Genomic DNA, 14,367 nt, shown 5'->3' on the forward strand with positions numbered 1-14,367 from the left:
GCCGTGACGTTCACGCCCGGCCTGTCGATGGTCGCTGCCTGAGGCGAAGTTGGCGGGTGGGCCGACCGGGAGGCCGACCACGGGCGAGACGGCACGGACGCGTCGAGGTGCCGTCGACCGGCGGGTGGATCTGCTCTTGTCACGTCGTGGCGATGAGACGTATAACGTTGCAAGCCCGGCATGAGAACTTCCGAGCCAGGGCCGCGGCTCCGGGCCGAGCACGCGAACGGAACGATCGGCCGGGCCTCAGGCAGCAGACCGGAAGGAACGTCGTGCGGGTCAGCCTCAAGGACGTCGCGTTGCGTGCGGGCGTGTCGATCAAGACGGTCTCCAATGTCGTCAACAACTACCAGCACGTCACTCCGGCCATGCGGGCCCGGGTGCAGCAGGCCATCGACGAGCTCGGTTACCGGCCCAACCTGACCGCACGGCACCTGCGAAAGGGGCGCACGGGCATCATCGCCCTCGCTCTCCCCGAGCTCGGCAATCCGTACTTCGCCGAGCTGGCCGCCGCGGTGATCGACGCGGCGGCCCGGCACGACTACATCGTGCTCCTGGACCACACGGGCGGCCTGCGCGAGCAGGAGCTCCTGGTGAGCCAGGGCTTCCGGGCCCGGGTGATCGACGGTCTCATCCTCAGCCCCATCGAGCTGGAGCCCGAGGACCTGCGCGGGCGCGCGGAACAGGTGCCCCTGGTGCTGCTCGGCGAGCGCGACTACGACCTGCCGTACGACCACATCGCGATCGACAACGTGGCGGCGGCGCGCAAGGCGGTCCGCCACCTGATCGACCTGGGCCGTACCACCATCGGATTCATCGGTGCCCGCCGGGGCCGCAGCCAGCCGGCCCAGCTGCGGGTGCGGGGCTGGCGCGAGGAGCTCACCGCGGCGGGACTGCCCGCCGACGACGGACTGGTGGCCACCACGGACGGATGGGGACACGCCGACGGGGCACGCGCCATGGCCCGGATGCTCGACGCGGGCCGGCGCCCGGACGCCGTGTTCGCGTACAACGACCTCGTCGCCATCGGGGCGATGCGGGTGCTGTCCGAACGCCGGCTACGCGTACCCCAGGACGTTGCGGTCGTCGGCTTCGACGACGTGGTGGAGGGGCGGTACGGCGCGGTGACCCTCACATCGATTTCCCCGGACAAGACGGCGATCGCGCGGATGGCGGTGGAGTCGGTGCTGGCCCGGCTCGACGGCGAAGAGCACGAACCCCGGCGCGTACGGGCGGACTACAGCCTCATCGAGCGCGAGAGCACGCGCGGCCGGGGCTGACGCGCCGGGCCGTCGCGCCCGAACGCCTTCCTGGCGGCCTCGCGCGCCAGGCCCCGAGTTTCCCGGCCTGAGCCGGACGTCCAGCGGGCCGTGTCGCTCCGCGGCCGGTGGACGGTGTCGCAACGACCGAAGCTCAGTCCGATCGGGGTCTCCTTACGGTGGAGGCGCTCGCGTCACCCTTCGAGCCGGCCCGCATCCGGTAGCGGCGCCGCATCTCCGGATGGTGACGCGCCTCAAGGTCCACCACCTCCTCGCAGTGACCGAAGTACTTTTCGAAGGTGCGCTTCTCCGCTTTCTTACATCGTTATAAAGTCTCGGGCCCCACCCCGAGCTCCCCGTAGTCGCCCTCGTCGCAAGACACGTCGAGTGGTCCGCGGGGGCCATCGCGCCCGAGGAGATCCATGTCGTCCACCTCCCTGTCCCGCGAGGACTTCGGCACCTCACCTTCCGGCGCCCCTGTCGACCGCTGGACCCTGCGTTCGCCGAGCGGCGTGGAGGCGGCTGTGCTGACCTTCGGCGCCGTACTGCACTCGCTCGAGGTGCCCGGCCCTTCCGGGGCCGCCCCCGCCGACATCGTGCTGAGCCTGCCGGACGTGAAGCATTACGCGACGCACGGCGCGTACCTGGGCGCGGTTGTCGGGCGCTACGCCAACCGCATCGCACACGGCTCCTTCACCCTGGACGGCCGTACGCACCGGATACCGGCCAACGACCGGGGCAACGCCTTGCACGGCGGCCCGGACGGCTTCGACCGGCGGGTGTGGCATGCCGAGCCGGTGCGGCGGCCGGACGGCGCCGCGGCCGTGCGCATGAGCCTGCGCAGCCCCGACGGCGACCAGGGCTTTCCCGGCACGGTACTGGTGACCGTGGTGTACAGCCTGCACGCCGACGGGACGCCGGCATTCGACTACCCGGCGACGGCGGACCGCCCGACGGTCGTGAACCTGACCCAGCATGCCTACTTCAACCTGTCGGAGCGACCCGGTCCCGGCATCCTCGATCACGTGCTCACGGTGGACGCGGACGCCTACCTCCCCACCGACGCCACGGGCATCCCGCTGCCGGGGGCACCCGTACCGGTGGCCGGCACACCGTTCGACTTCACCCGCCCACGGCGCATCGGCGAGCACATCGCACAGCCGGATCCCCAACTCGCCCTGGCAGGCGGGTACGACCACTGCTGGGCACTGCGCGACAGACCGGCGCGCCCGTCACTCGTTCTGCGGCGAGCCGCGCGACTGGAGGACCCGGGCAGCGGCCGGGTGCTGGAGGTGCGGACGAGTGAACCGGGCCTCCAGGTCTACACCGGTCACCATCTCGACGGGGCAACGCCCGACATCCATGGCCGACCGCTCACCCCGTACGCCGGCGTGTGCCTGGAAGCCGAGGCCTTCCCCGACTCCCCGACCGCCCCGATCACCCGAGCACCCTGGTCCGGCCAGGGCAACCGATGCGCAGCCGCACAGAAATCAACTTGCCTCACCTCACGCTGAGTTGATTTTCCATCAAGTGCCGAGTCGGGCTGATGTCACGGCAGGGTCACGCCATGCGGAAAGCCTTTACAGCCCTCTTCCAACGATGTAAAAACCTCGTGCGGAACAGCCCGGACACCGCGCTCCAGCTCACTGGAAGCAGGCTGTGCTGCGCGCAGTCCTCCCTGCCCACCACTGCCATCGCCATCGCACCACCCGGATCGGGGTCACTCATGAAGTGCAGCACCATCCACCGCAAGAAGTTCCTCGTCCGTCCCGCGATCGTCTCCCTCGCCGCGGCCGTGACTCTCGGCGCCGCCGCCGGCTGCGCCAAGTCCGAGGACGACGCGTCGAACACGCCCGAGGCCTCGGCGCCGGCCGCGGAGGCCGGCCAGAAGGTGGCTTCTCCGAGGCCGGGCGGCAAGGGCTGCACCATCGAGGCGTACGGCGGCGAGAAGACCGACCTCAAGGACGCCACGATCGGCTTCTCCCAGTCCGAGAAGGAGGCCAATCCGTTCCGCATCGCGGAGACCGAGTCCATCAAGGACGAGGCGGAGAAGCGCGGCCTCAAGCTGCTCACCGCCAACGCCCAGTCGCAGTTCTCCAAGCAGATCAGCGATGTGCAGGACCTCCTCGCCAAGGGCGCCGACTTACTCGTGATCGCCCCGCTGAACTCCGACGGCTGGGAGCCGGTCCTGCGCGCCGCCGCGGCGAAGAAGGTGCCCATCGTCACCATCGACCGCAAGATCAACGCCACACCCTGCAAGGACTACGTCAGCTTCATCGCCTCGGACTTCGTCGAGCAGGGCAGGCGCGCCGCCGACCAGATGATCGAGGCGACCGGAGGCAAGGGCAAGGTCGCCATCCTGCTGGGCTCCGCGGGTAACAACGTCACCACCGAGCGCACCAAGGGGTTCAAGGACCGGATCGCCGAGAAGGCGCCCGACCTGGAGATCGTCTTCGAGCAGACCGGCGACTTCGCCCGGGAGAAGGGCCAGCAGGTCACCGAACAGCTCATCCAGTCCCAGCCGGGCATCACCGGGATCTACGCCGAGAACGACGAGATGGGCCTGGGTGCCGTCGGCGCCCTCAAGGGCGCGGGCAAGAAGCCCGGCGACATCAAGATCATCACGATCGACGGGACGCGCAACGCCGTCCAGGGCATCGTCGACGGCTGGATCCACGGAGTGATCGAGTCCAACCCGCGCTTCGGGCCGCTCGCCTTCGAGACGCTGGACAGCTTCACCCGGGGCGAAGAGGTCGCGCAGGACATCGTCATCCAGGACGGCGCGTACGACACGAAGAACGCCAAGCAGGACATCGGGAAGGCGTACTGACGGCGCATCGAGGCGGCTGTCGGGACGTGACCACAGGGCACAGCCCCCGGACCCGTTGCCGCAGGTTACTGAAGGGACGTCAGTTCTGTGGGCGTTCCCCCTGGCTGTTTCGCGGCCCGCCGCCCGGACCGTGCACGCACACCCGCTGGGACCGCGCCTCACACCCCCCTGGGACCGCACATCTCGCGCATCCCCTCCCACGCCCCCACCCACCCCCTGGAGGCACAGGTGGCACCCCCCGCCGAAGTCCTCGCCGCCCGCGGACTGTCCAAGGCGTTCCCCGGCGTCCGGGCCCTGGACGGCGTCTCCCTCTCCCTGCGCGAGGGCGAGGTCCGCGCACTCATCGGCGAGAACGGCGCCGGCAAATCGACCCTCATCAAACTGCTGACCGGTGTGTACCGGCCCGACGCCGGAGAGATCACTTTCCGGGGCGACCCGGTGCGGTTCACCACTCCCCTGGAGGCCCAGCACGCCGGGATCTCCACGATCTACCAGGAGGTCAACCTCATCCCGCTGATGAGCGTGGCCCGCAACCTGTTCCTGGGCCGCGAGCCCCGCAACCGCTTCGGCCTGCTCGACTTCGGCCGCATGCACCGCGAGGCCGAGGAGACCCTGCGGACGTACGGTGTCCGCGTCGACGTCCGGCAGCCGCTGCGCGCCCTCGGCGTCGGCGCCCAGCAGATGGTCGCCCTCGCCCGGGCCGTCTCGGTGGACGCCCGGGTCGTCATCATGGACGAACCGACGTCCTCACTCGAACCCCGCGAGGTGGAGACGCTGTTCGGGGTGATCCGCCGGCTGCGCGAGCACGGTATCGCCGTCGTCTACGTCAGCCACCGCCTGGACGAGCTGTACGCCGTGTGCGAGACCGTCACGGTGCTACGGGACGGGCGCCTCGTGCACCAGGGCGACCTGGCCGGGTTCGACCGGCTCTCCCTGGTGTCCGCCATGCTCGGTCGCGAGCTGGGCGAGGTGCGCCGCGACGGTACGACGAAGTTCAGCGGCCGCCACAGCGCGGCGGACGAGCGGCCCGTCCTGGAGGCCGGCACGCTGAGCGTCCCGCACAAGCTGCACGGCGTGTCGCTGGCCATCCGGCCCGGCGAGGTGGTCGGCCTCGGCGGACTCCTCGGCTCGGGGCGTACGGAGACGGCCAAGGCGATCGCCGGTGCGCTGCCGCCGCAGTCGGGCGGTGTCACGGTCGCCGGAACCCCCCTGCGTACGGGATCGACACCGGCCGCCATCCGCGCGGGCATCAGCCTGCTGCCCGAGGACCGCAAGACCGAAGGGATCGTGCCCGGCCTGTCGGTGCGCGAGAACATCGCGCTTGCCGCGCTCCCCCGGCTCTCCCGCTTCGGGCTGGTGTCGGAGGCGCGTATCGACGACATCGTCGACACGTTCATGAGGAGGCTCCGGATCAAGGCGTCCGACCCGCACCAGAAGGTCGGCGAACTCTCCGGCGGGAACCAGCAGAAGGTCCTGCTCGCCCGCTGGCTGGCGATGAACCCCAAAGTGCTGCTGCTGGACGAGCCGACCCGCGGCATCGACGTCGGCGCCAAGGCCGAGGTGCAGAAACTCATCGACGAACTGGCCGAGGACGGCCTGGGCGTCCTGCTCATCTCCTCCGACCTGGAGGAACTCATCGAAGGGTCCGACCGCGTGGTCGTACTGAAGGACGGCGCCGTCATCGGCGAGCTGACCGGCGACGACGTCACCGAGGACCGGCTGATGCGGACGATCGCCACGGCTTCCGCCGGGGAAGCGAAGGCGCATGACTGACACGACCGCCCTGCGCCCGGCCGCCCTCGACCGCGCCCGGGTGCTGCAATGGCTCCAGAACTACGGGGTGTACGCGGGGGTGGTAGCCCTGATCGTCGTCAACATCGCCGTGACACCGCACTTCCTGTCCGCCGAGAACTTCCGTACGCAGGCGGTGCAGGTCGCCCCGGTGATCATCGTCGCGCTCGGCATGGCCCTGGCGATCGGCACCGAGGGCATCGACCTGTCGGTGGGCGCCGTGATGGCGCTGTCGGCCTCCGTCCTCGCGCTCTACCTCGGTTACGGACTGCTGCCCGCGCTGCTCGTGGTGGCCTTCTTCGCCGCCGCGGTCGGTCTCGCCAACGGTGCGCTCGTGGCGTTCGTGGGCGTACAGCCCATCGTGGCCACGCTCGCGCTCATGGTGGCGGGCCGGGGCATCGCCCTGGTACTGCTGCCCCAGCTGGAGGACATCCGCAACCCCGCCATGGCCTCGCTCGGTTCGGGAGCCCTGTTCGGCGTCCCGTATCTCATGCTCATCGCCGCCGCGCTCGCCCTGGCCGTCGCCTTCGTCGTCCGCCGCACCACCTTCGGCCGGCAGCTGCTGGCCATCGGCGACAACCGCACCGCCGCCCAGCTGGCGGGGCTGCCGGTCCGCCGCGTGCTGACGCTGGTGTACGTGGGGTGCGCGCTGCTGGCGGCCGTGGCCGGGGTACTGGCGACCGCGCGGCTCCAGGCCAGCGACCCCACCTCGCTCGGCACCCTCATGGAACTCTCCGCGATCACCGCCGTCGTGGTCGGCGGCACACCGCTGAGCGGCGGCCGGGTGCGGATCGCCGGCACGGTGGCGGGCGCGGTGCTGATCCAGCTCCTCACCGCCACCCTCATCAAGCACGATCTGCCGCCCTCCTGGACGCAGATCGCCCAGGCGGTGGTGATCGTGCTGGCTGTGTACGCGGCACGAGGACGGGGGAAGCGATGAGCGCGACCAGGACAGGCGAAAAGCCCGCAGTGAGCGCCGGACGCTCCCCTTCCCCAGGGCCGGTGAGCGGCGGCCGTACGGAGCGGCTCAGCGCCCTGGCCCAGCAGCACGGCGCGCTCGCCGTGCTGGTGGTCGTCACCGTGGCGGCCTCGTTCGGCTTCGACTCCTTCGCCACTGGCGACAACTTCTCCAACATGGCGGTGTCCTCGGCGTTCCTCGCCGTCGTGGCGCTGGGGATGACCTTCGTCATCATCACGGGCGGCATCGACCTGTCGGTCGGCTCGCTCTTCGCGCTCGGCGGCGTGCTCGCCGCCTGGGGGTCGCGATACGGCACGGTGGTGGCGCTGCTGCTGCCGCTGGCCGTGTGCGGGCTGATCGGCGTGGTGAACGGGCTGCTGATCGCCCGGTCGCGGCTGGCTCCGTTCATCGTCACACTGGCGGCGATGCTCGGTGCCCGCGGACTGATGCTGACCATCACCGACGAGGGCGCGGAGACCTACCTGGTGACCGAGGGGACGCTCCTCGCCGAGCTGGGCCAGGGCACGACGTTCGGCCTCGGCAACCCGGTGTGGATCACCCTCGCCCTGTTCGTCGCCGGGGCGGTGGTGCTGCGCCGCAGCCGCTTCGGCCAGCACGTGTACGCCCTGGGCGGCAACGAGGACGCCGCGGCGCTGATGGGCGTACCCGTGGCCCGTACGAAAGTCATCGTGTACGCGCTGTCCGGGCTGCTCGCCGGACTGGCCGGAGCGCTGAACGCGGCCTGGCTGGCGTCGGGGGTGACGATCCTGGGCGCCGGAATGGAGCTGGAGGCGATCTCGGCGGTCGTCATCGGCGGCACGCTGCTCACGGGCGGACTCGGCTTCGTCAGCGGGTCGCTGGTGGGGGTGCTGCTGCTGAAGGTCATTCAGAACGTCATCAACCAGATCGGCTCCCTCGACTCGGCGTACCAACAGGTCGTCAGCGGCGTCTTCCTGGCGCTCGTCGTCATCGCCCAGACCTGGCTGGGGCGGCGGCGCCGGGTGCTGTGACCGCTGTCCCGTCCGTGTCGTGCGACGGTCCCCGTCCGGAGGTCTTCCCGTGGTACGGGCGGGGGCCGCGGGACAGTCAGGAAAGGGGTGCATGGGGGATGGACAGGTCACCACAACCCTGTTGTCATGGCTCTGGCAGTAACTTTCCAACGTTGCAAGGTCGGTGGACGGCGCCACGGCCTCGCACGGCGGCAGCCCGCCCCGCCCGTCGGCGGGCGCGCGCCCTGACCGCTCGCTCCCTCGCACCGTGGCCCTCTTATCGGCGCGTCCGCACACGTCCCCCCACCCACGGAGAGCCGTATGTCCTTGAGCCGTCGCCATTTCGCCGTCCTGGCGTCGCTGGTGATCGCCGGTGTCACCAGCGGCGCCCCCGCCCTGGCCGCCGCTCCCTCCCTCCGCCCCTCGCCGGCCCGCGTTCGTCCGGCGCCGGGCGGCCTCTACCACCCCAACGCCGCCCCCCTCCATCCGACCGCGCTACTGAGACTGCCTGTCACGGCCGTCCGGCCGCGCGGCTGGCTCGAAGGTCAATTACGCCTCCAGCTCGCCGGGCTGTGCGGCCGGTACGACGAGATCTCGCACTTCCTCGACTTCACCACGTCCGGCTGGGCCCATCCCGAGCGCGGCGCCTGGGAGGAACTCCCGTACTGGCTGCGGGGGTACGTCGACCTCGCGATCGTCACCCGTGACGCGGACGCGCTCGCCACCGCACGCCGCTGGTTCGACGCCATCCTCACCACGCAGCAGTCCGACGGTTTCTTCGGCCCCCGCTCGTTGCGCACCTCCCTCGGCGGCGGCCCCGACTTCTGGCCCTACCTGCCACTGTTACAAGCGCTGCGCTCCTGGCAGGAGTACACCGAGGACAGCCGGATCATCCCGTTCCTCACGAACTTCTTGCGCTATATGAACGCTCAGGGCCCGTCGGCGTTCAACCAGAGCTGGGTCTCGCTGCGCTGGGGCGACGGCCTGGACACCGCCGTCTGGCTGTACAACCGCACCCGTCACTCCTTCCTCCTCGACCTCATCGACAAGATCCACGCCCATGGTGCCGACTGGACGGGAGCGCTGCCCAATCCGCACAACGTCAACATCGCGCAGGGGTTCCGAGAGCCGGCCCAGTTCGCGCTGCGCTCCGGCTCACCGGCCGACACACAGGCGGCGTACACGACGTACGACGGTGTGATGCGGGCGTACGGCCAGTTCCCCGGCGGTGGCTTCGCCGGGGACGAGAACATCCGCGCCGGGTACGGCGATCCCCGCCAGGGCTTCGAGACGTGCGGGGTCGTGGAGTTCATGGCCAGTCACGAGCTGCTCACCCGGCTGACGGGCGACCCGGTGTGGGCGGACCGCTGCGAGGAACTGGCGTTCAACTCGCTGCCGCCGTCGCTCGATCCGGAGGGCAAGGCGGTCCACTACATCACCAGCGCCAACAGCATCGACCTGGACAACGAGCCGAAGACCCTCGGCCAGTTCCAGAACGGCTTCGCGATGCAGTCCTACCGCCCCGGTGTCGACCAGTACCGCTGCTGCCCGCACAACTACGGCATGGGCTGGCCCTGGTTCACCCACGAGCTGTGGGCCGCCACCCCGGACCGGGGCCTGTGCGCGGCGATGTACGCGCCGTGCACGGTCACCGCGCGCGTCGCCGACGGGGTGGAGGTCACGGTCCGGGAGGACACCGTCTACCCCTTCGGGGACACGGTCACCTTCACGGTGTCCACGCCCCGGAACGTGGCCTTCCCGCTGGTGCTGCGGGTCCCGGCCTGGTGCCGCGCCCCGGTGGCGGCGGTCAACGGGCAGCCGGTGGACGCGCCCGCCGGCCCGGCGTTCACGACCGTCAGCCGCACCTGGTCGAACGGCGACACCGTCACTCTGCGGCTGCCGCAGCACCTCGCGGTGCGCACCTGGCCGGGCAACGGCGGTTCCGTCACCGTCGACCGGGGGCCGCTGAGCTACTCGCTGCGCATCGGCGAGCAGTACGTCCGTACGGGCGGCTCGGACACGTTCCCCGAGTACGACGTCCACGCCACCACGCCGTGGAACTACGGCCTCGCCCTGGACCCGGCCGACCTGACGGCCGGGCTTTCCTTCTCGGCTTCCGGCGGCACGCTCCCGGCCAACCCGTTCACGCTCGCGACCACTCCGTACCGGATCACCGCCCCGGCGCGCCGCATCGCCGAGTGGACCGCCGACAGCCAGCATGTCGTCACACCGCTCCAGCAGAGCCCCGCCCTCAGTACGGCCCCGGTGGAGACGGTCACCCTGGTACCGCTGGGCGCGGCTCGACTGCGGATCTCCGCCTTCCCCCTGGCATCACCCACGGGGACGCCGTGGACGGCGGGCGGTGCGGCCTTCCGTATCGCCAACCGCGACAGCGGCAAGGTGCTCGGCGTCCATCTGATGTCGCAGGACGACAGCGCCCAGGTGGTGCAGTTCCGTGACAACGGCACGGCCGACCACCTGTGGCGGCTCGTCGACAACGGCGACGGCTGGTACCGCGTCCGCAACGAGCACTCCGGCAAGGTGCTGGGCGTGGACGGCATGTCGAAGGACGACGACGCCCGGGTCGTGCAGTACGCCGACAACGGCACCCCAGACCACCTGTGGCAGCTCGTCGACAACGGCGACGGATTCCTCCGGGTGCGCAACCGCCACAGCGGCAAGGTCCTGGCCGTCCTCGGCGGCTCGGCGGCGGACAGCGCGCCCGTCGTGCAGTACGCCGACAACGGCGCGGGCGGCCATCTGTGGCGGCTGCTGCCGGACGGCGCGGTACGGCTGGAGAACCGGCACTCCGGCAAGGTGCTGGCGGTGAGCGGTATGTCGAAGGAGGACAGCGCGCGGGTGGTGCAGTACGCCGACAACGGCACGGCCGACCACCTGTGGACCTTCCTGCCCGACGCCGACGGCTGGTACCGCGTCCGCAACGAGCACTCCGGCAAGGTGCTGGGCGTCCACCTGATGTCGAAGGACGACAGCGCACCTGTCGTCCAGTTCGCCGACAACGGCACCGCCGACCACCAGTGGCGGCTGGTCCACGACGGCGCCGGCTGGTTCCGGCTGCGCAACCGCCACAGCGAAAAGGTGCTCGGCGTGCACCTGATGTCGCGCGACGACAGCGCGCCCGTCGTCCAGTTCGCCGACAACGGCACCGCCGACCATCTCTGGCGCTTCCGCTGACCTGGGCCCGGCCCCGTACATAGGCCGGGACCCACGTGAACCACCCGCCCCCCCGTGGACGGCGGGACCATCCGCACGCCTACCAAGGAGCATTGATGCGCTCTTCGCCCTTCCCGTGGACGGGACGACGACGGCGCGGCCTCGCCGCACTGCTGACCGTCTGCGCACTGCTGTGCGCCGGTCTGCTCACCGCCACGGGCACCGCCGGCGCCCGTGAGGCCGCATGGACGCCGAAGCCCTCCCCCATGACCACCCCGTGGACGAACCAGGTCCCCGTCGACAACCCGCTGCCCGAGTATCCGCGCCCGCAGCTGACCCGCTCGGACTGGGTGAACCTCAACGGCATCTGGGACTTCGCCGTGACGGCGGCCGGCGCCGGGCAGCCCGGTTCGTTCCCCGACCAGATCCGGGTGCCCTTCCCCGCCGAGTCGGCCCTCTCCGGCATCCAGCGGAAGATCACCCAGAACGACAAGCTCTGGTACAAGCGGACGTTCACCGTCCCCTCGAACTGGAACGGCCGCCGCGTCCAGCTCAACTTCGGCGCCAGTGACTGGCGTACGACGGTGTGGGTCAACGGGCAGCAGGCCGGTGCCCTCCACAGCGGTGGCTACGACTCCTTCACGTACGACATCACGCCCTTCCTCAACGGCGGCACCAACACCATCGTCGTCTCGGTGTGGGACCCGACCGAAACCGGCGGTCAGGCCGTCGGCAAGCAGCGCATCCGTGACGTGACGCCGCACCCAGGTGGTGGCATCTTCTACACCGCCTCCTCCGGCATCTGGCAGACGGTGTGGCTGGAGCCCACGGCCTCCGCCCACATCACCCGCCTCGACATGGTGCCCAACCTCACGAACAACACCCTGAAGGTGACCGTGCGCGGCGCCGGCGTCAACGGCCACCAGGCCCGGGTGACGATCACGTCCGGCTCCACCACCGTGGGCAGCGCGACCGGTCCGGTCGGCTCCGAGTTCACGGTCTCGATCCCGAACCCGCGCCTGTGGTCCCCGGAAGACCCCTTCCTGTACGACGTGAAGGCGGACCTGCTGTCCGGCACCACGGTGACCGACTCGGTGGGCAGCTACACCGGGATGCGCTCCATCACCGTCGGCAAGGTCGACGGCGTGATGCGCACCCTCCTCAACGGCAAGTTCGTCTTCCAGACCGGCACCCTGGACCAGGGATACTGGCCGGACGGCCTCTACACCGCCCCCACCGACGCGGCTCTCAAGTACGACCTGCAGAAGCACAAGGACCTGGGCTTCAACATGGTGCGCAAGCACATCAAGGTCGAGCCGCAGCGCTGGTTCTACTGGGCCGACAAGCTCGGTCTGCTGGTGTGGCAGGACATGCCGTCGATGGACCTGCGTACCCCTGACGCCGCCGCCCGCGTGCAGTGGGAGGCGGAGTACGACCGCATCATCGACCAGCACCGCAGTTCCCCCTCCGTGGTGATGTGGGTCAACCAGAACGAGGGCTGGGGCCAGTACGACCAGGCACGGATCGCGAACGAGGTCAAGGCGTACGATCCGTCCCGCCTCGTCAACAACATGAGCGGCGTCAACTGCTGCGGATCGGTCGACGGCGGCAACGGCGACGTGATCGACAACCACATCTACGTGGGCCCGGGCGTCACCACGCCCACCGCGACCCGCGCCGCCGTCCTCGGCGAGTTCGGCGGCCTGGGCTTCAAGGTGCCGGGCCACGAGTGGTACCCGGGCGGCGGGTTCAGCTACGAGGACCAGCCAAGCCTGACGGCCCTCAACAACCGCTTCGTCGGTCTGATCGACGCCATCCGGGAGAACCAGATGCCCGCGGGGCTCTCCGCCTCCGTCTATACCGAGATCACGGACCTCGAGAACGAGGTCAACGGTCTGCTCACGTACGACCGTCAGGTCGTCAAGGTCGACCAGGCCCGGGTGAAGGCCGCCAACCAGGCCCTGATCGCGGCGTCCCGCAACCCGGCACCGCCGGTCACCCTGCCCACCGACCAGAACAAATCCCTTCGGGTGACCACGCCCGGCCACACGAACAAGTACCTGCGGCACAAGGACGGGGCGGCCTTCACCGAGGTCGTCGACGCCAACAGCAGCGGCCTGCTGAAGAACGACGCGACCTGGAAGATCGTCCCGGGTCTCGCCGACAGCAGGTGCTACTCCTTCGAGTCGCGCAACTTCCCCGGCGAGTACCTGCGCCACCGCGACTTCCGTGTCTACAAGGAGGGCGGTGACGGCTCGGCGCTGTTCAAGGCAGACGCCACCTGGTGCGCCGTCCAGGGAGCCGGCGGAGTACGGCTGTCCGCGTACAACTTCCCCGGCCAGTACCTGCGCCACTACTACTCCGAGCTGTGGCTGGCCACCCCCGGCGGCTCGCACGCCTGGGACAACCCGAACACCTTCACCGAGGACACCACCTGGGCCGTCGAGAACCCCTGGGCCCCGTAACGGGGGCCCTGAAGCGACGGGACGAGGGAGTGGCGACTGCCGGCCACCCCCTCGTCCCCTGTGGTCCCGCCCGAAAGCGTTCGGACCTGACGGATGCGTTGTTGGACATCGCCGGTTCGCTGCTCGGCGCCGCGACCGCGCCGATGGCCGACAACGGACCGGGTAGGCGCGCATATCGAGGGAACACCGCGTGCACCTGCCGTGGTGTCAGGTCCGCCGTAGGAAGCGGCGGAGGATCAGGCGCAGGGTGATGATGGCGGACCGCTCCTCGTCGTTGTCGCGGCTCAGCAGCGCTTCGAGGTCAGGGTCGCGGTAGGCCTGGATCATCGCGTCCATGACGAGAGCGGAAACCAGCGCTTCCAAGGGGGCGGCCAGAGGGTCCACCCTGTCGAGGAGGGCGGTCCACGGGTCGTCGGCGGTACGGGCCGCGGCGAGACGCTCGGCCCTGGCGGCGCCGTCGCCCGGTCGGTGGGCTGCGCTGCGGGCCCGGACGCGGCTGTGCTCGACGACGAGGACGGCGCGGAGGACTGACGGCATCAGCAATCGACCAGGGTGACTGAGTGTCGTAGTCGGCCCGTACGGCCGACTACGACACTCGCAGCGCTGCTTCGTACGCCTCGCGGATGGAGGCAGGGATACGCCCCTTGTCATTGACGACGTAGCCGTTCGCACCGGCCCAGAGGCGTATCGCCTCGCCCTCCGGACTGTGATCGCGCATACGGCCCGCTGGGGGCGATTCCCTACACCCCAGCGTCACCAGACACGATCCGGCGTGGGGATGCCTTCCAGCACCGACGTCCTTCGCCAGAAGCCACTGCCGCGTCTCCCTTGGCATTTCAGCCCCATACGCGCTTCAGCATCGCTGATGGCCGTAGGGCTCCCCAGGCCGCCGAGGGCAGCG

9 protein-coding genes and 1 pseudogene are annotated in these 14,367 nt (G+C 70.2%); 8 read left to right on the forward strand and 2 right to left on the reverse strand.

The annotated features are described in order from the left end of the window. Positions 1–272: 272 nt before the first annotated feature. The 8 genes and pseudogenes from BKD26_RS05820 (at position 273) to BKD26_RS05860 (ending at position 13,466) form a co-directional block, all read left to right on the forward strand. Entirely contained in the window at positions 273–1,280 is a 1,008-nt protein-coding gene (locus tag BKD26_RS05820; RefSeq protein ID WP_084896482.1) for a LacI family DNA-binding transcriptional regulator, read from the forward strand. 401 nt (positions 1,281–1,681) lie between these two features. Then, positions 1,682–2,778 (forward strand): annotated as a pseudogene (locus tag BKD26_RS05825) (aldose epimerase family protein). Positions 2,779–2,985: 207 nt separating this feature from the next. Beyond that, positions 2,986–4,089 (forward strand): ABC transporter substrate-binding protein, encoded by a 1,104-nt coding sequence (locus BKD26_RS05835; RefSeq protein ID WP_084896487.1) that lies wholly within the window; start codon positions 2,986–2,988, stop codon positions 4,087–4,089. Between the two features lie 228 nt (positions 4,090–4,317). Beyond that, a complete protein-coding gene (locus BKD26_RS05840; protein WP_084896488.1) occupies positions 4,318–5,862 on the forward strand; it encodes a sugar ABC transporter ATP-binding protein in 1,545 nt (514 codons plus the stop codon). Then, a complete protein-coding gene (locus BKD26_RS05845) occupies positions 5,855–6,820 on the forward strand; it encodes an ABC transporter permease (RefSeq protein WP_084896490.1) in 966 nt (321 codons plus the stop codon). The genes BKD26_RS05840 and BKD26_RS05845 overlap by 8 nt, the downstream gene beginning before the upstream one ends. After that, the gene (locus tag BKD26_RS05850) at positions 6,817–7,848 is read left to right on the forward strand and encodes an ABC transporter permease (protein WP_084896492.1); all 1,032 of its coding nucleotides are present in this window, start codon (positions 6,817–6,819) and stop codon (positions 7,846–7,848) included. The genes BKD26_RS05845 and BKD26_RS05850 overlap by 4 nt, the downstream gene beginning before the upstream one ends. A 300-nt stretch (positions 7,849–8,148) precedes the next feature. Beyond that, positions 8,149–11,022 (forward strand): RICIN domain-containing protein, encoded by a 2,874-nt coding sequence (locus BKD26_RS05855; protein WP_084896493.1) that lies wholly within the window; start codon positions 8,149–8,151, stop codon positions 11,020–11,022. A gap of 95 nt (positions 11,023–11,117) precedes the next feature. Beyond that, positions 11,118–13,466 (forward strand): AbfB domain-containing protein, encoded by a 2,349-nt coding sequence (locus BKD26_RS05860; protein ID WP_084896495.1) that lies wholly within the window; start codon positions 11,118–11,120, stop codon positions 13,464–13,466. Positions 13,467–13,673: 207 nt separating this feature from the next. Here BKD26_RS05860 and BKD26_RS41160 read toward each other — a convergent pair whose 3' ends face one another. Next, positions 13,674–14,009: a hypothetical protein gene (locus BKD26_RS41160; protein WP_241518555.1), complete on the reverse strand. Its 336-nt coding sequence runs from the start codon at positions 14,007–14,009 to the stop codon at positions 13,674–13,676. Positions 14,010–14,052: 43 nt separating this feature from the next. Continuing rightward, positions 14,053–14,301: a histone-like nucleoid-structuring protein Lsr2 gene (locus BKD26_RS41970; protein ID WP_084896497.1), complete on the reverse strand. Its 249-nt coding sequence runs from the start codon at positions 14,299–14,301 to the stop codon at positions 14,053–14,055. Positions 14,302–14,367 lie beyond the last annotated feature (66 nt).

It is taken from the genome of Streptomyces sp. CB03238 (assembly GCF_002099185.1).
Lineage (GTDB): Bacteria > Actinomycetota > Actinomycetes > Streptomycetales > Streptomycetaceae > Streptomyces.

What these genes read in the sequence shown, in the direction of transcription:
- BKD26_RS05835 (WP_084896487.1), top strand. Translation starts at nt 2,986, where the DNA reads ATGAAGTGCAGCACCATCCACCGCAAGAAGTTCCTCGTCCGTCCCGCG.
- BKD26_RS05845 (WP_084896490.1), top strand. Translation starts at nt 5,855, where the DNA reads ATGACTGACACGACCGCCCTGCGCCCGGCCGCCCTCGACCGCGCCCGG.
- BKD26_RS05850 (WP_084896492.1), top strand. Translation starts at nt 6,817, where the DNA reads ATGAGCGCGACCAGGACAGGCGAAAAGCCCGCAGTGAGCGCCGGACGC.
- BKD26_RS05855 (WP_084896493.1), top strand. Translation starts at nt 8,149, where the DNA reads ATGTCCTTGAGCCGTCGCCATTTCGCCGTCCTGGCGTCGCTGGTGATC.
- BKD26_RS05860 (WP_084896495.1), top strand. Translation starts at nt 11,118, where the DNA reads ATGCGCTCTTCGCCCTTCCCGTGGACGGGACGACGACGGCGCGGCCTC.
- BKD26_RS41970 (WP_084896497.1), bottom strand. Translation starts at nt 14,301, where the DNA reads ATGCCAAGGGAGACGCGGCAGTGGCTTCTGGCGAAGGACGTCGGTGCT.